Origin of the sequence: Streptomyces sp. NPDC001507 (assembly GCF_042894765.1) — a bacterium.
In the GTDB taxonomy this organism is placed as follows: domain Bacteria; phylum Actinomycetota; class Actinomycetes; order Streptomycetales; family Streptomycetaceae; genus Streptomyces.
This window is the reverse complement of the sequence record NZ_JBIAVV010000005.1, coordinates 366,408-389,149: the sequence shown is the minus strand read 5'-3', so window position 1 is coordinate 389,149 and position 22,742 is coordinate 366,408. Positions and strand designations below refer to the sequence as shown.

General features: G+C 71.1%; 20 protein-coding genes and 2 tRNA genes. 8 read left to right on the top strand and 14 right to left on the bottom strand.

The genetic code is table 11. The features are described 5' to 3' along the window. Nucleotides 1-145 precede the first annotated feature (145 nt). Nucleotides 146-946, top strand: coding sequence for a histidinol-phosphatase (gene hisN / locus ACFY0K_RS18965; protein WP_390640794.1), 801 nt, complete (start codon nucleotides 146-148; stop codon nucleotides 944-946). Nucleotides 947-1,139: 193 nt separating this feature from the next. Next, complete coding sequence (locus ACFY0K_RS18960; protein WP_390640793.1) at nucleotides 1,140-1,532, top strand: cyclic nucleotide-binding/CBS domain-containing protein; 393 nt, start codon at nucleotides 1,140-1,142, stop codon at nucleotides 1,530-1,532. Nucleotides 1,533-1,593: 61 nt separating this feature from the next. Here the strand turns inward: ACFY0K_RS18960 and ACFY0K_RS18955 are convergent, their stop codons facing one another. Then, the gene (locus tag ACFY0K_RS18955) at nucleotides 1,594-3,096 is read right to left on the bottom strand and encodes a catalase (protein WP_390640792.1); all 1,503 of its coding nucleotides are present in this window, start codon (nucleotides 3,094-3,096) and stop codon (nucleotides 1,594-1,596) included. A 126-nt stretch (nucleotides 3,097-3,222) separates the two neighbouring features. On the opposite strand from ACFY0K_RS18955, the gene ACFY0K_RS18950 reads away from it, so the two are divergent. Then, entirely contained in the window at nucleotides 3,223-3,642 is a 420-nt protein-coding gene (locus ACFY0K_RS18950; protein ID WP_351957920.1) for a Fur family transcriptional regulator, read from the top strand. Nucleotides 3,643-3,785: 143 nt separating this feature from the next. Here the strand turns inward: ACFY0K_RS18950 and ACFY0K_RS18945 are convergent. The 4 genes from ACFY0K_RS18945 to ACFY0K_RS18930 form a co-directional block, all read right to left on the bottom strand. Then, nucleotides 3,786-3,859: transfer RNA gene (locus tag ACFY0K_RS18945), tRNA-Met, on the bottom strand. An 83-nt stretch (nucleotides 3,860-3,942) separates the two neighbouring features. Next, entirely contained in the window at nucleotides 3,943-5,784 is a 1,842-nt protein-coding gene (locus ACFY0K_RS18940; RefSeq protein ID WP_390640791.1) for a sel1 repeat family protein, read from the bottom strand. Between the two features lie 271 nt (nucleotides 5,785-6,055). After that, nucleotides 6,056-6,129: transfer RNA gene (locus ACFY0K_RS18935), tRNA-Met, on the bottom strand. Between the two features lie 96 nt (nucleotides 6,130-6,225). Continuing rightward, on the bottom strand, nucleotides 6,226-9,213 hold the full coding sequence (locus ACFY0K_RS18930) for a UPF0182 family protein (RefSeq protein ID WP_390640967.1): 2,988 nt from the start codon (nucleotides 9,211-9,213) through the stop codon (nucleotides 6,226-6,228). Nucleotides 9,214-9,400: 187 nt separating this feature from the next. On the opposite strand from ACFY0K_RS18930, the gene ACFY0K_RS18925 reads away from it, so the two are divergent. After that, complete coding sequence (locus ACFY0K_RS18925) at nucleotides 9,401-9,943, top strand: PPA1309 family protein (protein WP_390640790.1); 543 nt, start codon at nucleotides 9,401-9,403, stop codon at nucleotides 9,941-9,943. Nucleotides 9,944-10,038: 95 nt separating this feature from the next. Here the strand turns inward: ACFY0K_RS18925 and ACFY0K_RS18920 are convergent, their stop codons facing one another. The 4 genes from ACFY0K_RS18920 to ACFY0K_RS18905 form a co-directional block, all read right to left on the bottom strand. Continuing rightward, nucleotides 10,039-11,136 (bottom strand): PDZ domain-containing protein, encoded by a 1,098-nt coding sequence (locus ACFY0K_RS18920; protein ID WP_390640789.1) that lies wholly within the window; start codon nucleotides 11,134-11,136, stop codon nucleotides 10,039-10,041. 70 nt (nucleotides 11,137-11,206) lie between these two features. After that, nucleotides 11,207-11,371: a hypothetical protein gene (locus tag ACFY0K_RS18915; RefSeq protein WP_390640788.1), complete on the bottom strand. Its 165-nt coding sequence runs from the start codon at nucleotides 11,369-11,371 to the stop codon at nucleotides 11,207-11,209. 117 nt (nucleotides 11,372-11,488) lie between these two features. Next, the gene (locus ACFY0K_RS18910; protein WP_093508048.1) at nucleotides 11,489-11,950 is read right to left on the bottom strand and encodes a molybdenum cofactor biosynthesis protein MoaE; all 462 of its coding nucleotides are present in this window, start codon (nucleotides 11,948-11,950) and stop codon (nucleotides 11,489-11,491) included. A gap of 386 nt (nucleotides 11,951-12,336) precedes the next feature. Next, nucleotides 12,337-13,449 carry an SDR family oxidoreductase gene (locus ACFY0K_RS18905; protein ID WP_351957926.1) on the bottom strand — a complete coding sequence of 371 codons (1,113 nt, stop codon included), beginning with the start codon at nucleotides 13,447-13,449 and terminating at the stop codon, nucleotides 12,337-12,339. A gap of 192 nt (nucleotides 13,450-13,641) precedes the next feature. Here ACFY0K_RS18905 and ACFY0K_RS18900 point away from each other — a divergent pair, with 192 nt between their 5' ends. After that, nucleotides 13,642-15,099, top strand: a complete 1,458-nt coding sequence (locus ACFY0K_RS18900; RefSeq protein WP_390640787.1) for a zinc-dependent metalloprotease — start codon at nucleotides 13,642-13,644, stop codon at nucleotides 15,097-15,099. Beyond that, nucleotides 15,096-15,617 carry an NUDIX hydrolase gene (locus ACFY0K_RS18895; RefSeq protein ID WP_390640786.1) on the top strand — a complete coding sequence of 174 codons (522 nt, stop codon included), beginning with the start codon at nucleotides 15,096-15,098 and terminating at the stop codon, nucleotides 15,615-15,617. The genes ACFY0K_RS18900 and ACFY0K_RS18895 overlap by 4 nt, the downstream gene beginning before the upstream one ends. An 84-nt stretch (nucleotides 15,618-15,701) precedes the next feature. Here the strand turns inward: ACFY0K_RS18895 and ACFY0K_RS18890 are convergent, their stop codons facing one another. The 4 genes from ACFY0K_RS18890 to ACFY0K_RS18875 all read right to left on the bottom strand — a co-directional run bounded on the left by ACFY0K_RS18890 (nucleotide 15,702) and on the right by ACFY0K_RS18875 (nucleotide 19,547). Continuing rightward, entirely contained in the window at nucleotides 15,702-16,457 is a 756-nt protein-coding gene (locus tag ACFY0K_RS18890) for an AIM24 family protein (protein ID WP_093499197.1), read from the bottom strand. A 17-nt stretch (nucleotides 16,458-16,474) separates the two neighbouring features. After that, nucleotides 16,475-17,155 (bottom strand): AIM24 family protein, encoded by a 681-nt coding sequence (locus ACFY0K_RS18885; RefSeq protein ID WP_390640785.1) that lies wholly within the window; start codon nucleotides 17,153-17,155, stop codon nucleotides 16,475-16,477. A gap of 11 nt (nucleotides 17,156-17,166) precedes the next feature. Continuing rightward, nucleotides 17,167-18,813 (bottom strand): TerD family protein, encoded by a 1,647-nt coding sequence (locus ACFY0K_RS18880; protein WP_390640784.1) that lies wholly within the window; start codon nucleotides 18,811-18,813, stop codon nucleotides 17,167-17,169. A 137-nt stretch (nucleotides 18,814-18,950) separates the two neighbouring features. Beyond that, on the bottom strand, nucleotides 18,951-19,547 hold the full coding sequence (locus ACFY0K_RS18875; RefSeq protein ID WP_351957932.1) for a M48 family metallopeptidase: 597 nt from the start codon (nucleotides 19,545-19,547) through the stop codon (nucleotides 18,951-18,953). 226 nt (nucleotides 19,548-19,773) lie between these two features. On the opposite strand from ACFY0K_RS18875, the gene ACFY0K_RS18870 reads away from it, so the two are divergent. Next, complete coding sequence (locus ACFY0K_RS18870) at nucleotides 19,774-20,979, top strand: TOMM precursor leader peptide-binding protein (protein ID WP_390640783.1); 1,206 nt, start codon at nucleotides 19,774-19,776, stop codon at nucleotides 20,977-20,979. Then, complete coding sequence (locus ACFY0K_RS18865; RefSeq protein ID WP_390640782.1) at nucleotides 20,972-22,441, top strand: ABC1 kinase family protein; 1,470 nt, start codon at nucleotides 20,972-20,974, stop codon at nucleotides 22,439-22,441. The genes ACFY0K_RS18870 and ACFY0K_RS18865 overlap by 8 nt, the downstream gene beginning before the upstream one ends. Before the next feature lie 10 nt (nucleotides 22,442-22,451). On the opposite strand, the gene ACFY0K_RS18860 is transcribed toward ACFY0K_RS18865, so the two are convergent. Then, a complete protein-coding gene (locus ACFY0K_RS18860) occupies nucleotides 22,452-22,664 on the bottom strand; it encodes a hypothetical protein (RefSeq protein WP_143063667.1) in 213 nt (70 codons plus the stop codon). Nucleotides 22,665-22,742: the final 78 nt, after the last annotated feature.

The window sequence follows — 22,742 nt, the reverse complement described above, 5'->3', positions numbered from 1 at the left end:
CACCGGGGGGCGCCCTTCGGCCAACACGCGCGGGCGCGCCGCAGGCGTGCCGGAGGCCAACGCAGGTCACCACCCGATCACTTGCCCGCATCACCGGACCTCCCCTGGTAGCCCCGCGCCCATCCCGGCAGATACCGTTCGTCACATGCCGGACTACCTCGATGACCTGCGCCTCGCCCACGTGCTCGCGGACGCGGCCGACGCCGTGACCATGGACCGCTTCAAGGCGCTCGACCTCAAGGTCGAGACCAAGCCGGACATGACCCCGGTGAGCGAGGCGGACAAGGCCGCCGAGGAACTGATCCGCGGCCAGTTGCAGCGCGCCCGGCCGCGGGACGCGATCCTCGGCGAGGAGTACGGCATCGAGGGCACCGGCCCGCGCCGCTGGGTGGTCGACCCGATCGACGGCACGAAGAACTACGTTCGCGGCGTCCCGGTCTGGGCGACCCTGATCTCCCTGACGGAGGCGGGCGAGGGCGGCTACCAGCCGGTCGTCGGCCTGGTCTCCGCCCCCGCGCTCGGCCGCCGCTGGTGGGCCGCGAAGGGCCACGGCGCCTTCACCGGCCGCAGCCTGTCCTCGGCGACCCGCCTGCGCGTCTCCCGAGTCTCCAAGCTGACCGACGCCTCCTTCGCGTACTCCTCGCTCGGCGGCTGGGAGGAGCGCGGGCAGCTGAACGGCTTCCTGGACCTCACCCGCGAGGTGTGGCGCACGCGCGCGTACGGCGACTTCTGGCCGTACATGATGGTGGCCGAGGGGTCCGTGGACATCTGCGCCGAGCCGGAGCTGTCCCTGTGGGACATGGCCGCCAACGCGATCGTCGTGACGGAGGCCGGGGGCACCTTCACCGGCCTCGACGGCCGGCCGGGCCCGCACAGCGGCAACGCGGCCGCGTCCAACGGCCTGCTCCACGACGAGCTGCTGTCGTACCTCACCCAGCGTTACTGAAACGGTCTTGTGAGGCACAACGGGCCCAATCCGGCTCACTGCCACCATCACATATGAGCGCGTGCGCCCTCAATTGGCTGCACGCACCCCCTTGTTGACCCGTGCTTTACCTGCCACCCTGAGAGAACCCTCACTTGTGCATTTGTGAATCGCTGAACTATCCCGGCGATTTCCCTAGGAGGTGGCACCTTTCATGCTCGTCCGTGACGCCATGAGCACCGTGGTTCTCACCGTCGGCCCCGCCCACACCCTCCGCCAGGCAGCCGCCCTGATGTCCGCGCGCCGCGTGGGCGCGGCGATCGTCCACGACCCGGACGCAGGCGGTATCGGGATCATCACCGAACGCGACGTCCTCAACTCCGTGGGCCTCGGCCAGAACCCCGACACCGAGCCCATCCACGCCCACACCACCAACGACGTCGTGTTCGCCACCCCGACCTGGACGCTGGAGGAGGCGGCCCGGGCGATGGCCCACGGCGGCTTCCGCCATCTGATCGTCCTGGACGGCGGCGAACCGGCCGGCATCGTCTCGGTCCGCGACATCATCCGCTGCTGGGCTCCGGCCCGGGAGCCCGTCTCCGCATGATCGAGGCGGCGCCTCACGGGCACCGCCCGCACAGGTGCCGCCCCGAACCGCAACCATCCGTTCAGGCGCGAAGGGGGCGCAGGGCCTGCACCGCGGCTTCCAGTCGCTTGCCGAAGTCCTCGTCGGCCCGGCGGAAGTTGCCGATGGCGCGCTCGGCGATGTCGTCGCGCGACACCTTGGCGATGAAGCCGGCCAGGTTCTCGACCAGCCGCTCCTGCTCGTCCGCGGACATCAGGCGGTAGAGGTTGCCGGACTGCACGAAGTCGTCGTCCTCGGCGTGCACGGGGGCGGGGTGGTTGCCGGTGCCGCCCGCGAAGCCGTCGTACGCCTGCCACAGCGGGCGGTCCGTCTGCGCCGGTCCGCCGAAGCTGTTCGGCTCGTAGTTCCTGGCGCCGCCGTGCCGGCCGTCGTACAGGGAGCCGTCGCGGGAGTAGGTGCGCGCCTCGGCGGCGTGCGGGCGGTTGACCGGCAGGTGGTCGGCGTTGGTGCCGACGCGGTAGCGGTGCGCGTCGCCGTAGGCGAAGAGGCGGCCCTGGAGCATCTTGTCGGGGGACGGGCCGATGCCGGGCACGAAGTGCGCCGGGGAGAAGATCGACTGCTCGACCTCGGCGAAGACGTTCTGCGGGTTGCGGTTCAGCTCCAGCCGGCCGATCTCGATCGGCGGGTAGTCCGCGTGCGGCCACACCTTGGTGAGGTCGAACGGGTTGAACCGGTAGGTCGCCGCGTCCGCCGCCGGCATGATCTGCACCTGCACGGTCCAGGTCGGGAACTCCCCGCGCTCGATCGCCTCACGCAGGTCGCGCTGGTGCGAGTCCGGGTCCGCGCCGGCGAGCAGGTTCGCCTCCGCCTGCGTGAGGTTCCTGATCCCCTGGTCGGTCTTGAAGTGGTACTTGACCCAGAAGACCTCGCCGGCCGCGTTGTTCCACTGGTAGGTGTGCGAGCCGTAGCCGTTCATGTGGCGGTACGACGCCGGGATGCCGCGGTCGCCGAAGAGCCAGGTCACCTGGTGCGTGGACTCGGGGCTGAGCCCCCAGAAGTCCCAGACGTTGTCCGCCTCCTGGCTGCCCGTGTAGGGGTCGCGCTTCTGGGTGTGGATGAAGTCGGGGAACTTGATGGCGTCCTTGATGAAGAACACCGGGGTGTTGTTGCCGACGAGGTCGTAGTTGCCCTCCTCGGTGTAGAACTTCAGCGCCCAGCCGCGCGGGTCGCGCACCGCGTCGGCGGACCCGAGATTGCCGGCCACGGTCGAGAAGCGCAGGAAGGTCTCGGTCTCCTTGCCGACCTCGGAGAGGAAGGCGGCGCGCGTGTACGGCGTGACGTCCGCGGTCACCGTGAAGGTGCCGTAGGCGCCGGCACCGCGCGCGTGCACCACCCGCTCCGGGATGCGCTCGCGGTTGAAGTGGGCGAGCTTCTCCAGCAGGAGCTGGTCCTGGACCAGGACCGGGCCACCGACGCCCGCGGTCTCGCTGTTCTGGTTGTCCGCCACCGGCGCCCCGGCCTCCGTGGTCAGCTGCCCCTGCGGCACACCCGCGTCCCGTCCTGCGCCCTGCGTCTCCTGTGCCATTTCGCACCATTCCTGTCACTTTGGCGATCCCGAACTCGATCCTACATTGGACTTAGTCCAAGTCAAGCAAGGTTCCAAAGTCACACCTGTTCGGAAAAAGGAGGCCCTGCTGTTAGGCTGAATGCCATGAGTGACCTTCTGGAACGGCTGCGTGGACGCGGATGGCGGATGACCGCGCAGCGACGCGTCGTGGCCGAGGTACTCGACGGCGAGCACGTCCATCTGACGGCCGACGAGGTCCACGCCAGGGCCGTGGTCAAGCTCCCCGAGATCTCCCGGGCGACCGTCTACAACACGCTGGGTGAGCTGGTCTCGCTCGGCGAGGTCGTCGAGGTGTCGACGGACAAGCGCGCCAAGCGGTACGACCCGAACGCGCACCGGCCGCACCACCACCTGGTCTGCGCCCGCTGCGGTTCGATCCGTGACGTCCACCCGACCGGCAACCCGATGGCCGACCTCCCCGCCTCGGAGCGGTTCGGCTTCACGGTCTCCGACGTCGAGGTGACGTACCGCGGCCTGTGCCCGGACTGCGCGGCGGCCGTCTGACGAACGAGCGTTCCCGAAGGCCCCGGCGCTCATGACGAGCGCCGGGGCCTTCGTCATGCTCGGACGCACTCGGGCTCGGGCTCACCCGGGCGGAAACACCGAGGGCCGGAATCCGTTTCCGGATTCCGGCCCTCGGCCTTCAGTAGCGGGGACAGGATTTGAACCTGCGACCTCTGGGTTATGAGCCCAGCGAGCTACCGAGCTGCTCCACCCCGCGTCGATGAACTGAACACTACGTGAGGGGAGCGGACAGAAGCAAATCAATACCGGTGACCCCACCTGACCTGCGGGAACACCGGCCTACGCCGACAGCTCCTCCCGCAGGGCGTCCCGGAGCCGCCCCGCCCGCTCGGTCACCTCGGCCGGCCCCAGCGCCACCGCCCGGTCGGCCCACTGCTGCCCGACCGCGAGCTCGCCACGACGCGCGTAGACCAGGGCGAGCCGCAACGCCGCCCGCCCGTGCCCCGCGTCGGCGGCCCGCTCCCACCACACGGCCGCCTCCGGCTCGCTGCCCTCCCTGGCCAGCAGCAGCCCGAGGTTGAACGCGCCGTTGCGCGACCCGGCCTCGGCCGCCGTCCGGTACCAGCGCGCCGCCTCCACCACGTCACCGCGCGCGGCGGCCAGCATCCCGACCCGCACCTGGGCCCGCCGGTGCCCCTGCGTGGCGGCCCGCTCGTACCACTCCTCGCACTCGGTCTTCACGTTCAGGGACGACTCGCCGAGCTCGTGCTCGGACACCGGCGGCCGGCGTGCGTCGAGGACGGCGGCGAGCCGGTAGGCGGCCTCGGCGCTGCCGCCGCCCGCCGCGCACCGCAGATGGCGCTCGGCGGCCGCCTCGTCGCCCTCACGGAGCCGGGCGATGCCGACCTGGAGGGCGGCCTCCGTGTGGCCGGCGGCTGCCGCCCGCTCGTAGCAGTGCAGCGCGACCCGGTCCTCGCCGCGCCCGGCGTAGAGGATCCCGAGGTTGAACGCGGCGTCCACGCTCCCCGCCTCCGCGGCCTTGGAGAACCACGGCTCGGCGCCGCTCGTGTCGCCGACCTGGAGCAGCAGGACGGCGAGCGCGTTCGCGGCCTCGCGGTGCCCGGCGTACGCGGCCCGCCGGTACCACTGCTCGGCCTGCGCGGTCCGCCCCTGCTCGGCGCAGAGCAGCGCGAGGTTGTACGCCCCGTTGTCGTCGCCGGCGTCCATCGCCGCCCGGTACCAGCGCTCGGCGGTCTGCGTCTCGCCGCGCTCGGCGTGCAGCGCACCGAGCGCGTTCGCCGCGTTGCCGTCGCCGTCCTGGGCGGCCCGCAGCCACCACACGGCGGCGCTCTCGACGTCCCCGGCGTCGCGCAGCAGGAAGCCGAGCGCGCAGGCGGCCCGGGCCTCGCCGTCCTTGGCGGAGGTCAGGTACCAGCGCCCGGCCTCCTTGAGCTCGCCGCGCTTCTCCAGGATCGCGCCGAGGTGCAGCGCGGCCCGCCGGTGGCCGCGGGCGGCGGCCTGCCGGTACCACTGCTCGGCCTCGGCGGCCTCCGTGTCCGCCGCAGCGGCCTCGGCGCCGGCACCGTCGTCCGTCCCGGTTCCGTCCTCGCGTGCGGCCGCCCTGCGGTCGAGCGCGCGCGCCAGCCGGTAGGCCGCCTCCCGGTGCCCCCGCTCGGCGGCGGCCCGCATCCACTGTCCGGCGTCCGCGTCCCCCCGGTGCTCCAGCAGGTCGGCCAGCGCGTAGGCGCCGAGCGCGTGGCCCTGTTCGGCGGACTGGCGCAGCCAGTACTCGGCAGCGGGTTCGTCGCCGCGTTCGCGGTGGTGGCGGCCCAGCGCGTGGGCGGCGGCCGCGGATCCGGCGACGGCGGCGATCCGCCACCAGCCGGCCGCCTCCTCGGGGTAGCCGCGCTGGTGCAGCAGGACTCCGAGGTTGTTGGCGGCGGCCCGGTCGCCGGCGGCGGTGGCCGCGCGCAGCTGCGGCTCGGCTCCGTCGAGGTCGCCGCGGCGCAGCAGCATGGCGCCGAGCACACTCATCGACTCGACGTCACCGGCCTCGGCCTGGATCCGGTGACGTGCCTCCTCAGCGGCCTCGGCGGCCTCGTCGCGGGTCGGCTCCTCGCCCGAAGGCTGCACAAATCGCCCTGTCTCGAACAGAGTTGCCTTGTCCCCCATAACGTCCATCGTCGCACCACCTGCAACCTGGGTACACCACGTATACCGCAGACCGTGAGGTCACTTCAGCGTTTTGTCGACATGCCCACAGAACGACAAGTCAAACACATCTCCCTCAACTCCCCCCAGCGGCGCGGCGACCCGGTCCACCGGTACATGCGTTCGCCGCCCGTCCGGACACCGGGTGCCGCCCGGCCGGACACCGCGGGCGGTTCGGCGGCCCGCCCACGCGCACGCGCGAAGGCCCGGATCCCAAGAGGATCCGGGCCTTCGACTTCAGTAGCGGGGACAGGATTTGAACCTGCGACCTCTGGGTTATGAGCCCAGCGAGCTACCGAGCTGCTCCACCCCGCGCCGTTGTGTAGAAACCGTATCACGGCGCGGGCCGGGCTTGATCACCAGCTCTCGACCACCGGCTCTTGGTCAGAGCTCCTGGTCATCCGCGGGGGATCATCCGCTCGGGCTGGAACTCCCGCTGGGACTCGGACTGCTGCCGGCGCTCGGACTCGCCGTCGCGCCCGGACTCGTCGCGCCCGGACTCGGGCTGCTGCTCGCCGTCGTGCCACCGCCACTGGTCTTGTCGGCCTTGGACTGCGCCTCCTCGGCCCGCGCGAGCGCGTCCCGCAGTTCGTCCTGCGCCTTGCCGTACGCCGTCCAGTCGCCCTTCTTCAGGGCTTCCTGTCCGGCCGCGAAGGCCTTCTGGGCGTCGTCCAGCGCCGCTTGGACGGTGGGGTTGCCGGACGACGTCGGCGGCGAGGTCGTCCCGGTGTCCGAGGAGCCCGTATCGGAACCGTTGGTGCCGAAGACCTTGTCGAGCGCCTCGCCGAGGGTGTTCTCGAAGACGGTCTTGCCCTCGTAGGTGACCAACACCTTGCGCAGCAGTGGGTACTTGACCCCCGCACCGCGGACGTAGACCGGCTCCGCGTACAGCAGGCCCCCGTCCAGTGGCACGGTCAGCAGATTGCCGTACTCGACCTCCGAGTCGCCGCCCTTGAGGAGTTTGATGGCGGCCGCGATCTCCTGTTCGGAGTTGAACTTGCTCTGGACCTGTTTGGGCCCGTCGACGGTCGTACTGGTCGGCAGTTTCAGGATTCTGATCTTGCCGTAGTCCTTCGAACCGGCCTCGGAGTCGACCGACATGAACGCGCTGAGGTTGTCCCGCCCGTTGGGCGTGAACGTCGTCGACAGCGAGAACGTCTGCGCACTCTGGTCCGGCATCTTCATGCTCAGGTAGTACGGCGGCACCGCGTCGCCTGACTTGTTGGTCGGGTCGTCGGGCACCTGCCACACCTCGCTGCCGGTCAGGAACGTCTGGGCGTCCGTCACGTGGTAGCGGGTGAGCAGTTCGCGCTGCACCTTGAACAGGTCCTGCGGGTACCGGAGATGGTCCATCAGGTCCTGCGAGATGGCGCTCTTGGGCTGCACCGTGCCCGGGAAGGCCTTCATCCAGGTCTTCAGCACCGGGTCCTCGGTGTCCCACTGGTAGAGCTTGACCTCGCCGGTGTACGCGTCGACGGTCGCCTTCACCGAGTTGCGGATGTAGTTGACCTGGTTCTGCTGCGCCACCACCGCGCGCGAGTTGTTCGTCGCGGTCAGCGAGTCGGCGGTGGTGTCGCCGAGGGTCGTACGGGAGGCGTATGGATAGCCGTTCGACGTGGTGTAGGCGTCGACGATCCACTGGATACGGCCGTCCACGACCGCCGGGTACGCGTCGCCGTCGATGGTCAGCCAGGGGGCGACCGCCTCGACGCGCTCCTTGGGCGTGCGGTTGTAGAGGATCCGCGAGCCCTTGCCGATCGCGCCCGAGTAAAGGATCTGCGGCTCGTTGAACGCCACCGCGTACGCGGCGCGGTTGATCGGGCTGGAGAGGCTGACCCCGCTCTTGCCCGCGTAGCTGGTGAGCTTCTCACCGTTGTCGTCGGAGTAGTCGATCTCCTTCTGGGGACCGCCGACGATCGAGTACGTGTTGGTCTTCTCGCCGTAGTAGACGCGCTGCTGGTACGTGCCCAGGTCGCCCGTGGACGGCAGGTCGGACTCGGTGAAGACGGGCTGGCCCTGGTCGTCGGCCTCGGTGCCCTTGGCGGCGACCACGCCGTAGCCGTGGGTGTAGCGGAAGTGGTCGTTGATCCAGTTGTTCTTCGGGATGCCGGCGAGGTTCAGCTCGCGCAGGCCGATGACGGTGTCCTGGACCTTGCCGTCCTTGGTGTAGCGATCCACGTCCAGATTGGTCGGGAACGCGTAGTAGTTCCGCATCTGCTGCAACTGCTGGAACGTGGGCGACACGATGTTCGGGTCCATGATCCGGATGCTCGCCGTGGCGTCGACGTCGCCCCGGAGCTTGGTCTTGTCCGTGGTCGTGCTCGTGCCCTTGTACTCGGTGACCTGGGTGTCGTCGATGCCGTAGGCCTCGCGGGTCGCCTTGAGGTTCTTCTGGACGTACGGGGCTTCCTTGGCCTGCTCGTTGGGCTGGACCTGGAACTTCTGGACGATCGCCGGGTAGAGGCCGCCGATGAGGATCGCCGAGAGAACCATCAGGCCGAAGCCGATGACGGGCAGCTGCCAGGTGCGCCGCCACAGGGTGGCGAAGAACAGCAGCGCGCAGATGACGGCGATGCAGAACAGGATCGTCTTGGCCGGCAGATAGGCGTTCGCGTCGACGTACCTCAGGCCCGTCCAGTTGCCGGTGGCCTTGAAGTCGCTGGACTTCACCGCCAGTCCGTAGCGGTCGAGCCAGTAGGCGACCGCCTTCAGGGCGACGAAGAAGCCGAGCAGCACGGAGAGGTGGCCGGTCGCGGCACCCGTGGCGCGCGCGCCGGGGCTGGTGACGCGCAGCCCGCCGTACAGGTAGTGGGTGAGCGCGGCGGCGATCAGGGAGAGGATCGCGGTGGCGAAGCCGAATCCCAGCAGGAAGCGGTACCAGGGCAGCTCGAAGGCGTAGAAGGAGACGTCGAGGTGGAACTGCGGGTCCTTCTGGTGGAAGGGCACGCCGTTGACCCACATCAGCCAGGTACGCCACTGGCCGGCCGCGGAAGCACCGGCGATCAGCCCGACGAGCGCGGTGACCGCGAGCAGCAGCCACTTCTTGTACGGCGCGATGCCCATCCGGTAGCGGTCGAGGCTCTGCTGCTCCATGGACATGGCGCTCAGCGGGGGCCGCAGCCGGTGCGCCAGCCAGACGTTGAAGCCCACCGCGGCCGCCATCAGCAGACCGAAGACGGCGAACAGCCCGATCTTGGTCCACAGGGTGGTGGTGAACACCGAGGAGTAGTGCACCGACCGGTACCAGAGCCAGTCCGTCCAGAAGCCCGCGAACATGGTGAACGCCATGCCGAGCGCGGCAAGGACGCCCAGTGTCAGGAGCAGGGTCCGCACCCGCCGGGACGGACGTCCGGTCGCTCTGATCCGTGGCCCCGTCGGGCCTCCGCCGCGGTCCGGCATCTGGAAAGCCAAGGTGCGCACCTCGAAGTTCGCTGTTTGATCCGCTGTTGATCCGCTGTTGTTGCGTCAGGCCCGCTTGTTCGCGGGCCGGACGTGTCCCCCCGTGATCGCGGGGCCACACCTATGCAACTTACTCACCGCTTACTCGGTTCCCGATTCCGGCCATGAACGAGGCAGGATTGTGACCATGTCCAACACTCCCATGGCAGCGAACCCGCTCACCCGGGCCGTTCTAGAGATCGACGAGTACGCCTCCGGCCTCGGCTGGGACCAGCCCGCTCGTCTCTTCGCCCTCGTCGACACCGCGCGGCTGCGCACCCAGGAACCGGCCCTCGCCGCCCAGCTCGGTCTGGAGGACGAGTCCGCGACCACCGGTCTCACCCCGATCGAGCAGGAGGAAGTGCCGACGGACAAGGCGCTGGACGAGTTCCTCGGCACCATCGCCTGGCCGGACGCGGTGGTCGGGTGCGCGCTCACGGTGGAGCGGCTGATGCTGCCGCCGTCCGCCGAGTCCCAGGTCCCCGAGGGGCTGAGCGAGGCGAAGCTGGCCAAGTGGGTGGCGGGACACCCCGAGCGCCAGGAGGTCCGGATGACGGTCGCGGTGCTGCGCGACGGCGGCCGCGACTCTGCGGTACGGCTGCGCGAGAAGGACTCGCCGACGGAGGTGCTCACCGGTCCCGACCTGGTGCCGGGTCTGGCGGACGCGCTGAAGGCGACCTTCGAGGACTGAGCCCGCCACCGGACGGCAGCCGGGGGCGCCCCTCGTCAGGAAGGGCGCCCCCGGCTGCGTGTACGCGGCTGCCCGTACGGCTGTGGTACGCCTGCTCAGCCCTTGGCGGTGCACTTCGGCAGGGCGCCGGTGTCCCCGCTGCGGATGTCCTTGAGGGCGCCGAGGGCGTCGCCGATGGTCTTCACCTTGACGAGGGTGAGCCCGCTCGGGGTGCCCTTGGCGGCCTCGGCGCAGTTGTCGGCCGGGGTCAGGAAGTACTGGGCGCCCTTGCTGCGCGCGCCGATGGTCTTCATCGAGATGCCGCCGATCGGGCCGACCGTGCCGTCGTCGTCGATCGTGCCGGTGCCGGCGACGAACTTCCCGCCGGTGAGGCTGCCCGGGGTGAGCTTGTCGTAGATCCCGAGCGAGAACATCAGCCCCGCGCTCGGTCCGCCGACATCGGCGAGCTTGATGTCGATGGAGAACGGGAACGTGTGATCGGTCCCGGCGGAGATCCCCACGATGGCGCGCTTCGCCCCGCTGTCGTCGGAGGTGGTCGTGGTGACCGTGACATTCTCGGTCTTCGTGGCCGTCTTGTTCGCCTTCTCGGCGGCGGCCTGCTCCTTGGCAGGCACGACGGTGAAGACCACGTCCTGGCCGGGCTTGTGCTTGGTCACCAGCGTGGCGACGTCGGTCGGCTGCTTGACCACCGTGCCGTCGACGGCCTTGATCACGTCGCCGGCGTGCAGCCTGCCCTCGGCGGGCGAGTCCTTGAGGACCGTGGAGACGATCACCCAGGACCTCACCGGGACGCCCAGCTCCTTCAGCGCGGCGACCTTGGCGCTCTCCTGGGACTGGCTGAACTCCTCGGCGTTCTCCTGCGTGGACTGCTGCTCCGTCTTGCCGTCCGGGTAGAGCGTGTCGTGCGGCACGACCTTGTTGTCGTGCGAGAGCCACCCGTAGACGGCCTCGACGAGGTTCATCTTGTAGTCGGCGCTGGTGACCCGCACCGTGGTCATGTTCAGGTGCCCGGAGGTCGCGTAGGTCTTGTGGCCGGAGATCTGCAGCACCGGCTCGCCGTCGTGGTCCCCGAGCGTGTTCACGGTCGGGCCGGGAGACATCTCCGAGTACGGCACGTTGATGAGCACTCCGGCGCACAGGAGCGCGATCAGCATCAGGGTGGAGGCGAGCATCGTCGCGGTGCGGCGTGGCATGCCAAGACAGTACGGGACGGGTCTGTCAGCGCACCGTCAGGGCCACCCGTCGCATGCGCCCCGGCCGCCCTCAGCTGCCGGAGCGGGACTTCTCCATGGCCTCCCGGAAGCGTGCGTACCCGTCGAGTTCCGGCCCGTCGCTGCGCACCCTCCTGGTCCGGTTGGCCCAGCTGCCCCACACACCGGCACCAACCGCCGCCACCAGCGGAATCAGCAACCAGACGAGCGCCGCCATGCCGACCTCCCAACCCCATGAGCGTCTGCGACTGACTGATCAGCAGATTAGTCACCAGCACTGACAACGCTCACGCGAGGGGTACGGTTACGCAAGCGGAGGCCCGGCCGAGGCCCTTCAGCAGGCCCCCACCCACTCCTCCGTCCCATCCGAGAACTTCTGGTGCTTCCAGATGGGCACCTCGTGCTTGAGGTCGTCGATCAGCTTTCGACAAGCTTCGAAGGCGTCCCCCCGATGCGGGCACGACACACCGACGACCACGGCGAGATCACCCACCCGCAGGTCCCCCACCCGATGCACGGCGGCCAGCGCCCGCACCGGGTACTCGGCGACGACCTTCTCGGCGATCCGCCGCATCTCGTCCTCGGCACTGGGGTGACACGAATACCCGAGCGCGTCCACGTCGGCGCCCCCGTCATGGTTCCGCACCGTCCCCACGAACAGCGCGATCCCACCGGCCGCGTCGTCCCCCACGGCCGCGAAGACCTCGTCCACGGAGAGCGCACTCTCCCGGATCCCGATCAGCTTCACGGGATCCGCAGCGCCCCGCTCCCCAGGATGATCACTCACAGCAGCCATACCCCCATCGTGCCGCACTCCCCCGACCACGCGGAATACGACCAACACCAGTCACACGCGCGCACGGGTTCGGAGACTCCTACAGCGACGGTTCCCACTCTCCAGCCCACCCGCCGTCCGAGGACGACGACCGACCCGCGCCCCCCAGCCCGTCGGGCGTCTGCGGACGACGACCGACCCGCGCCCCCACCCCCCAGCCCGTCGGGCGTCTGCGGACGACGGCCGGCCGGCACCACGTCACAGCCCGTCCGGCGTTTGAGGACGAGGCCGCAGGCCGATGCGGGGGTCCGGGGGCGGCAGCCCCCGAAACGGGCGGTCGCAGGGGGCCCACCCCCTGGAAGGACGGGACGGGTAGGGGCGGCGGGGGCGAGAAAACCACGCCCCCGTCAGATCCGCCGCCGAGCCTTCCGCGCCCGCCGCACCACAGCCGCCGCCCCCAGCAACGCCACCGTCGCTCCCGCCGCCCCCGCCGCCGTCGCGTCCTTGCGCCCCAGCCGCCGCCCCACCACCGTGTGCCGCCCGGCCACCTCCTCGAGCAACTCGGCCAGCACCTCCTCGTTCGTCCACCCCGGCCGCCACCCGGCGTCGTGCAGCCGGCTCCCGCTCACCACCCACGGATACATCGTGTACGCGAGGTCCCCGGCCGGCGACGGCGTCAGACCGATCCGGTGCAGCCGGGCCGCCGCCCCCAGCGCCACCGCCGACGGCAGTTCCATCCGCCGGGTCCCGCTGAGCTCCTCGACCTCCTCCTGCTCCAGCCACCCGTCGCACCCCACCGCGAGCTCCCCGTCGACCTTCTCCAGGACCGCGTACTCCAGCGCGCTGCACAGGTCCTCGACATGGCAGAACTGCCAGGCGGGCCGCGACCCGGCGACGACGAGCAGCCGGGGCGACTCGAAATACCGGGTCAGAGCGGTGTCGGTGCCCCCGACCAGCACCGCGGGGCGCACGACGGTGACATTGAGCCCCGGATGCGCGCGGGGCGCCCGGCGCGCGAGCCGCTCGATCTCCAGGAGGTCGCCGACCCCGGTGGCCTCGGCGGTGGCGCGCAACTCCGCGTCCTCCGACAGCGGCAGCTCGTTGTCCGGCAGCGCGCCGTACACCATCGCGGAGGTGCACAGCACCACGCGGTGCACCCCGGCCGCGGCCGCCGCGGTCAGCACGGTCTGCGTCCCGCGCACGTTGTAGGCCGTACGAGCCGCCGGGTCGGTCTCCAGGTCCAGGTCGAGCGCGAGGTGCACCACCACGTCGGCCCCGCGCAGCTTGTCCGCGATGGCCGGATCCCGTACGTCGAGGATGTGCCACTGGGCGGCCGCGCACTCCCCGCGCCGCTCGTCGATGGCGATGACCTGCCTGACCTCCTCGGACGCGGCCAGCCGCTCGGTGAGCAGCGCGCCGACCCCGGTCGCGGCGCCGGTGACGGCGACGACGGGCCCGCGCACGGCGGGAGGGGTTGAGTGGTTTCGCGCTGCGCGAACCTGCGGATCTGGGGAACTCACCGGGCGTCTCCAGCGGTTGTCTTCAGTACGAGCGTGAGTGACGCGTACGTACCAGGTGGCATCCATCCTGCCGCAGGCCGACTGTCGGCGAAGCACCGAGGCCCGATCGGGTCGGGGTGTCTACGCTGGGTGGTGTTGTCGGGCAGCCGCGCCGCCGGAGAGAACCGGTGGCCTTACCAGCCGAGGATTCCCGTGAGTGACACCCCATTCGGTTTCGGCCTTCCGCCGGAGGAGCCGGAAGACGGCGACGAGGGCAAGAAGAAGGACCAGCAGAGCGGTGGTGGGCAGGGACCGGCCAACCCGTTCGGCTTCGGCACCCCCGGAGCCGGCGGCTTCGGCGGTCCCGGCGCCGACAATCCGTTCGCTGCCATGTTCGGTTCGCTGAACCCCACCGACCTGGGCGCGGCCTTCCAGCAGCTGGGCCAGATGCTCTCGTACGAGGGCGGCCCGGTGAACTGGGACATGGCCAAGCAGATCGCCCGCCAGACGGTCTCCCAGGGCACCTCGGACGGCGTAAAGGACGCCAGCGTGGGTTCCGCCGAGCGCACCGCGGTCCAGGAGGCCGTCCGGCTCGCCGACCTGTGGCTGGACGACGCGACGTCGCTGCCGTCGGGTTCCGGTTCGGCCGTGGCGTGGTCGCGCGCGGAGTGGGTCGAGGCGACGCTGCCCGCCTGGCAGGAGCTGGTCGACCCGGTCGCCGAGCGGGTCGGCGCCGCGATGGGCGACGTCCTGCCGGAGGAGATGCAGGCCATGGCCGGCCCGCTGATCGGGATGATGCGCTCGATGGGCGGCGCCATGTTCGGCACCCAGATCGGGCAGGCGGTGGGCGTGCTCGCGGGCGAGGTCGTCGGTTCGACCGACATCGGGCTGCCGCTGACCCCGGCCGGCAAGGCCGCGCTGCTCCCGGTGAACATCGAGGCGTTCGGCAAGGACCTCGGCGTGCCCAAGGAGGAGGTGCGGCTGTACCTCGCGCTGCGTGAGGCGGCCCACCAGCGCCTGTTCGCGCACGTGCCGTGGCTGCGCTCGCACCTGTTCGGCGCGGTCGACGGGTACGCCCGCGGCATCAAGGTCGACACCGCCAAGCTGGAGGACGTGGTCGGGCAGTTCGACCCGCAGAACCCCGAGCAGCTGCAGGACGCGCTCCAGCAGGGCATGTTCCAGCCGGAGGACACCCCCGAGCAGAAGGCCGCCCTGGCCCGTCTGGAGACGGCTCTGGCGCTCGTCGAGGGCTGGGTCGACGCGGTGGTCCACGCGGCCGCGAAGCCGCGTCTGTCGTCCGCCGACGCGATGCGCGAGACCCTGCGCCGCCGCCGGGCCACGGGCGGCCCCGCGGAGCAGACCTTCGCCACCCTGATCGGCCTGGAGCTGCGCCCGCGCCGGCTGCGCGACGCCTCCCGCCTGTGGGCCTCGCTCACCGACGCGCGCGGTGTCGACGGCCGGGACGCCCTGTGGGCGCACCCGGACATGCTGCCGACGGCGTCCGACCTGGACGACCCGGACGGCTTCGTGCACCGCGAGCAGCTGGACTTCTCCGAGCTGGACAAGATGCTCGGCGAGGCCGCGCAGAAGCCCGACCTGCGCAAGAAGGACGCCCAGGACGAGGGCGAGCAGGACAGGGGCGAGCAGGACAAGGGCGACGACACCGAGTGAGCCTTTACGACGACGCGGTCCTCGTCCTCAAGGGGTACGAGGACCAGGACGAGCTGCGCCAGACCTACCTCGACCACCTCGCGGCACACCCGGACGGCATGTGGAAGGCCTGTCATGCCGGTCATGCCACGGCGAGCGCGCTGGTCGTCGACCCCGAGGACGGGCGGGTGCTGCTGACCCTGCACAGGAAGCTGCGGATGTGGCTGCAGATGGGCGGCCACTGCGAGCCGGGCGACGCCACGCTGGCGGCCGCGGCGCTGCGGGAGGCGACCGAGGAGTCCGGCATTCCCGGCCTGACGCTGCTGCCGGGCGGCCCGGTGCGCCTGAACCGGCACTCGATCCCGGCGCCGTGCCACTGGCACTTCGACGTCCAGTACGCGGCCCTCGCCCCGCGGGGCGTAGCCCACGCGATCAGCGACGAGTCCCTCGACCTGCGCTGGTTCGCCTACGACGAGGTGCCGGAGGTCGCCGACGACTCGGTCGTACAGCTACTGGAAGGCACTCGCGCGCGGCTCTGACCTGGGGCTTCGGGAGCTGTCGGCGCATGTCGGCGCATGGGTGAGGGGCGCCCGCCGCTGCGGGCGCCCCTCACCCATGGGCTCTCAGCTCCAGACGTTGCCCTGGTTCGCCCCGCGCGCTCCCTGCTGGCCCATACCGAACTGGGCGGCGATGCCCTGGCCGATCTGGGCGTGCTGCGGCGGCAGCAGTTCACTCGGCTGGACCAACGCGAAGCCACTTCCCATGAAGCTCAGCTCCCAGCCCTCCCCGGTGCTGCCACGGCGCCGCCACACGCCCGAGGAATGCGTCTGCGCCTGCATCTGGACGCGCAGCCCGGTGGACCAGGCGACGATCGCGTCGGCGTCGCAGTTCACGTACTTGTCGGGCGTGACCTGCATCAGCAGCGGCGCGCCCGAGGTCATCAGGGCGACCTGGCCGCGTCCGGTGATGTTGAGCTGGTACTTCCCGGATCCGGAGATCCCGTAGAGGCTGTCGACGGCGACGACCTCGTAGTGCAGCGAGGAGTCCATGGCGAGGACGTAGCCGCTGTCCACGGTCAGGCCGTCCTGCTCGACGTCCAGGACGTGGATGTGCTGGGCGAGGTTGGCGAAGTAGACCGTGCCCTGCCCGTGGCAGCGCATCAGGTCCAGGCCCTCGCCGGTGTACGCACGCGCGCGTGCCTGGCCGTGACCCTGGTACTCGGCGTCGAACTCGACGAGCCCCTGGTAGGCGACCATGGTGCCCTTGCGGGCGAGGACGTCGTCGTGGCCCTCCAGGACGACCCGCAGCATCTGCTTGTTCTGCAGGCTGTAGCGGTCCCGGACCTGGGAGTCGTTGAAGGCGAAAAGCGGGCTCTGCATGATTTCCTGACTCCCCCTCAGCCCCGGAACCGGAGGCGGTCGGTGCTGTCCTCGCTGGGCTGGACGACGACGATGCCCTGCCCGGAGAAGGCCATCTGGAAGGCCTCACCACTGCCCCGGCCGATCAGCGACTGCGCCTTGAAGCTGCGCTTGCCCTTCACCTTGAGGTTCGGGGACCAGGCGACCAGCGCGTCCGGGTCGACGTACGTCTCGTCCTCACCGCCGCCGCAGTCGACGACGATCGGCTTGCCCCGGGAGGTCAGCGCGACCCAGCCCTGCCCGGAGATCCTGGTGTTCCACAGGCCCTGGCCGGCGAACTTCGCCAGGCCCTTGACCCGCTCCACGCCCCACGTCAGATGGGCGTCGAAGGCGAGCAGGTTGGTGGCGTTGACGGAGATGCCGTCGCCGTTGAGGTTGATGACGACGACGTTCGCCCCGTAGTCGGCGAGGTAGAGCAGGCCGTCGCCGGAGCACTTCATCAGGGGCGCGCCTTCTCCGGTCATCCAGTCCCGGGCGATCTGGCGGACGGCCGGCGGGTTGGGCTCGTACTGGACGAAGCCCTCGTAGGCGACCATCGAGCCCACGCGCGCGAGGAGGTCGTTCCCGGTCTGCATGGCGACCTTCAGCATGTGGTCGCCGTGGTTCTCCATGCGGGCGGTGACGGGTGCGGGGGCGTAGCCCGCGAGCGGCTGGTTCATGACGGGCTCCCTCAGACCTCGTACGGCTGGACGACGATGAAGTTGCCGGGCGCACCCCGGAACTGCAGGTTGACGCTCTCGCCGGTGTCGCCCGGGTAGGCGTTGCGGCGCATCCGCACCTGGCTGGAGACGATCACCTGGGAGGCCGCCGACCAGGCGACCACGGCGTTGCAGTCGGCGAACGTCGTCGGCGTCACGGGCAGCACGACGGGCGTGCCGTGCGTCTTGACGACGATGGTGCCGGTGCCCTGGAACTGCATCGTGAACAGCGCGCCGCCGGGGATGCCGTGCCCCTCGATCCGGCGGACCTCGTACTGGAGGCTCTCGTCGAAGGCGAGGACGCTCTCGGCGGAGACGCAGATCGCGTCGCCCTGGAGCTCGACGGGGTGCAGGTGGGCGGAGTTCTCGGCGAGGAAGACCTGACCGTGGCCGGTGCAGCGCATCAGCTGCATCTCCTGGCCGGTGGCGTTGCCCACGATCCGGCCGGCGAACCCGGCGCCCTTGTAGCTGAAGTCGACCTTGCCCTGGTAGAGCACCATGCTGCCCTGCCGGGCCAGCACCGGCTGCCCGCCCATCCCGAGGTCGACGCGGACGAGCTTGCTGTTCTGCAGGGTCCAGCGCTGCCCGGTGGGCGTCTCCTTGAACTTCTGGAGCGCGGCACCTACACCGGCACCGCCCTGGGGAGCGCCCTGCGGGACCGCGTAGCTCTGCTGCCCGGGGACCTGCCCGAACGGCGGCTGCTGCCCGTAGCCCGGAGGCGGGGTCGGGGCCTGGGGCGGCTGCGGGTATCCGGGCGGCGGGCCCGGGGTCTGCGGGGGCGCCGGGGGCTGGCCGTAACCGGGCGGGGCGGGCGGCTGACCGTAGGGCGCGGGCGCCGGGGACGGGGGCGGCACCATGCCGGGCGCCTGCGGGGTCAACGGCGCGATGACGGTGGGCGCATGGTGCACATTCGAAGCCGGCGCCGGACCGGGCGCAGGCGGCGGGGTGAAGCCCTGGGGGGCGGGTGCGGGCGGCGGGGTCGGCGTGGGAGCCGGCGCGGGCGCGGACGGAACGCCGAACGCGGGCGGCGCGAAGCCGGGCGCGGCCCCGGTCTGCGGCTGTTGCGGTTCCGGCGCGGCGGGCGCCTCCTCCTCCAGCACCTCGCCGCCGAAGTTCTTCAGCAGCGCCTCCAGACCGCCGTCGAAGCCCTGGCCGACGGCGGCGAAGCGCCACACGTCCTTCAGGTAGAAGTCGCCGAGCATCACGGCGCGCTCGGTGGAGAACTCCGAGCCGTTGAAGGAGTACCGGGCCACCTCCTCGCCGCCCGCGACGATCCGGATGTATCCGGGCGCGACCTGCGACATCTGCCCGGCGCCGTCGATGGTCGCCGTGAACGCCAGCTTCTGGATCTGCGGCGGGATCCGGTCCAGCGTGACCCGGAAGGACTCCGTGTCGCCCGCCTGCGTACCCAGCAGCTGGATGGACTCCTCGGGCGACTTCGGCTGGTTGAAGAAGACGAAGTAGCGGTCGTCCGACAGTCGTTCGTCGGCGTCGAGGCCGAAGCAGCTGATGTCGAAGGTCAGCCCGGGACCGGAGATCTGCACACCTACGTACAGATCGGTACCGGCCGTGAGGTCACTGATCCTGGCCTTGTGGCCGCGTTGGAATTCCCTGGCCATGCGTTACGACCGTCCCCCATCCCGAATGTGAGTGCGTCGCGCCAGGCTAACGGCTAACTCGGACATCGGATGAAGTCGGTACAGACCCGGTACACAACCGCGCTCAACGGCCCCTGAGGGAGCGTTCCCGGGGTGTGTCACTCATCGCGCGCGCCGGGCACGTGGGGCAGCCGGCCCGCCGCGACCACCCCTTCGAGGTAGCCGCGGGCGCGCTCGGTCCGCGGATACGCCTCCAGCAGCCGCCAGAACCGGGGCCCGTGCCCCGGTACCAGCAGATGCGCCAGTTCATGACAGAGGACGTAGTCGACGACGTACTCGGGCATGCCCTGGAGCCGGTGCGAGAGCCGGATGCTGCCCTCGGCGGGGGTGCACGAGCCCCAGCGGGTGTTCTGGTTGGTGACCCACCGCACGGAGGCGGGGCGGGCCCGGCCGCCGAAGTACTGGGCCGACAGCCAGTCGGCGCGCTCGGCCAGTTCGGCGTCGCCCAGCACTCGCTTGCTCTCCTGGGCGGCGAGTTTGTTGAGCATGACGGTCACCCAGCGTTTCTCCTCCGCCTCGGACATCCGGGCGGGGATCAGCACGACGGTGCGATCGCCCTCGCGGTACGCGGAAACGGTCCGGCGGCGCCGGGCACTCCTGCGAACCTCGATCGCGCTCGCCCCCAAGCCGCTGGGCGGCTGGCTCGTCGTGCTGCGCTGTGGTTTTCCGGCGCGATGCAGTGGGTCGGCGGGCACGCCCCGACGTTACCCGCTGCACACGGGGGAAGTCCCGGGTCCGGAACGGTTCGGTGCCGATCCCCCACCATGCGTCTGATTTGTACGACGAATACCCACCGCCTGTGGACAACTTTCGGCGCCCGCCCGGCGTCCCGGGCATGCTGGCACTCGTCGGCGGAGCAGGACCGGCTCCACCGGCGCACGGGGACGTTCTGTGACCTTTCGACGGCTACGGGGGCCTGACATGCATCCGTTGGTGAAGCCCGCGCTGCGGCGCGGCTGGCGCGACCTCAACACCGTGCAGTTCGGGATGACTCCCGCGCACGCGATGACCCTGGGGCCGATGGACACCGCGACCGGAAGCTTCCTCGACCTGCTCGACGGCGCCCGTGGACTTGGGCTGCTACGGGAGGAGGGACGGCGCATGGACCTGCCGGACGGCCATGTCGACGCGCTGGTGGAACGCCTGTCCCGGGCCGGGCTCGTCGACGACGCACAGGGCGGCGGGCCCGCGGCGCAGGCGTTGCGGGGGAAGCAGGAGGCGCTGGAGCGGCTGCGCCCCGATCTCGCCTCGCTCTCCCTGATCACTCCGGAGCCGGGCGGCGCGATCGACCGGCTGGCGGCCCGCCGGGCACTGCGGGTGCAGGTGCAGGGCGCCGGCCGGGTCGGTGTCACGCTGGCCGCGCTGCTCTCGGGCGCGGGCGTCGGCGAGGTCGACGTACGGGACGTGGGCCGGGTCCAGCCGTGGGACGTGGCGCCGGGCGGGCTGCCGGCGGAGGCGATCGGCGAGCGCCGTACCGAGGCCGCGGGCAGAGTCGTCCGCCGGGCGGCCCCGGACCGCCCGCCCCGCCGCCCGGACCCGGCCGCGGCGGAGCCCGGCCTGGCACTGGTGATCATCGCCCCGCGCGACGACGTCCTGGTGCACGCCCCGGACGCGCGCGCCGCCGAGCCGCTCATGGCCGCGGGAACCCCGCACCTCTACACGGGTGTCGTGGAGGGCACCGGCGTGGTCGGCCCCCTCGTCCTGCCCGGTGGGACGGGCTGCGCCCGCTGTCTGCACGAGCACCGCACGGACCGGGACCCGGCCTGGCCGCGCCTGGTCGCCCAGTGGCGGTCCGGGCAGGCCCGCCGGGTGGGCGCCTGCGATCAGACGCTGGCGGGGGCCGTGGCGGGGCTGGCCGCCGCGCACGCCCTGGCCTTCCTCGACGGCGAGTCGCCGGCCACCGAGGGGGCACGCTGGGAGGCGTCCGTACCGGTTCTGCACTGGCACGCGCGACCGGTCTGGCCGCATCCCGCATGCCCGTGCGGAGCTGCGGAGAAAGCAAAGGGGGAACACTCCTCAACCAACGGGGATCCACACGCGACAATGGTGGGGCAACGGCCGTCGGCAGAGCGACGAGAGCACGCGGACGCGGAGCGGCCGACTGGGACTTGGAGGGCGCATGTCTGATCTTCCCCGGAAGGCGGTCACCCGGACCGCCAAGCTCGCCGCGCTCCCGCTCGGCTTCGCAGGCCGGGCGACCTGGGGTCTGGGCAAGCGCATCGTGGGCGAGTCCGCGGAGATCGTCGGCCGGGAGCTCCAGCAGCGCACGGCGGAGCAGCTGTTCAAGGTCCTGGGCGAGTTGAAGGGAGGGGCGATGAAGTTCGGGCAGGCGCTGTCCGTCTTCGAGTCGGCCCTCCCGGAGGAGGTCGCCGGTCCCTACCGGGCAGCCCTCACCAAACTCCAGGACGCCGCCCCGCCGATGCCGACCCGCACCGTGCACGCGGTGCTCACCGAGCGCCTCGGGGAGGACTGGCGGGAGCTGTTCCTCGAGTTCGAGGACAAGCCTTCGGCGGCGGCCTCGATCGGGCAGGTGCACCGGGCCGTGTGGCGGGACGGCCGGGTGGTGGCGGTCAAGGTGCAGTACCCGGGTGCCGGCGAGGCCCTCCTCTCCGACCTGGGACAACTGAGCCGCTTCGCTCGCCTGTTGGGTCCGCTGATCCCGGGCATGGACATCAAGCCGCTGATCGCGGAGCTGCGTGACCGGGTCTCCGAGGAACTGGACTACTCGCTGGAAGCGAGGGCCCAGGCGGCGCACGCGGAGGAGTTCGCGGGCGACCCCGACGTGGTGGTGCCGGGAGTGGTGCACCAGTGTGACCAGGTGCTGGTCACGGAGTGGATCGACGGAATACCGCTCTCCGAGATCATCTCGGAGGGTACCCAGGAGCAGCGCGACCGGGCGGGTCAGCTCCTCGCCCGCTTCCTGTTCTCGGGCCCGGCACGCACCGGCCTGCTGCACGCCGACCCGCACCCCGGCAATTTCCGCCTGCTGCCCGGTGGGCCGGAGGACGAGGAGGAGTGGCGGCTCGGCGTACTGGACTTCGGCACCGTCGACCGGCTCTCCGGCGGACTGCCCAGCCCGATCGGCGACTCGCTGCGGATGACGCTGGACGGCGACGCCGAGGCGGTCTACGAGCTGCTGTGCGCGGAAGGGTTCGTCAAGGAGTCCATAGAGCTGGACCCCGACGCCGTCCTGGACTACCTGCTGCCGATCATCGAACCGGCCCAGGTCGACGAGTTCACCTTCACCCGCAACTGGATGCGCAGCCAGGCGGCCCGCATCGCCGACCCCCGCAACCCCGCCCATCAGCTGGGCAAGCAGCTCAACCTGCCGCCGGCCTACCTCCTGATACACCGGGTGACCCTGAGCACCATCGGCGTGCTGTGCCAGCTGGGCGCGACGGTGCGGCTGCGGGAGGAACTGGAGTCCTGGCTGCCCGGGTTCGTGGCCGAGGAGTTCGAAGAACTCGAAGAACTCGATGAGCGCGAAGAACGCGAGGAGCTCGGCGAGGTCGGCGGGGTCACAGAGGTCGTAGCGGGCGGGGAAGCCGGCGAAGCGGCGGAGGCCGGGGCGGCCGTGGAGGCGCAGTAGGGGGCGGTGTTCACCACCAGGACGAGTCGAGCCGGCCCTCGATCGCCCGGAGGTTGTCCCTGGAGCAGGCCTCGCAGAAGAACTGGCGGACGCCGTTCTCCACGGAGCAGGTCCAGGTGACGGGCGGGGGGCCGTCGGCCGGGGTGCCGCAGCGGGCGCACACGAGCGGGTGGGGCTCCGTGGCGGAGCCGCCGTGATCACTGCCTCCGGGAAGACTCGTCACCCGGTGACGATAACTCCGCCGCGGGTGGATCAGCGGGCACAACGCACCGCGGGGGCCGGTCCGTTCGGCCGGACCGGC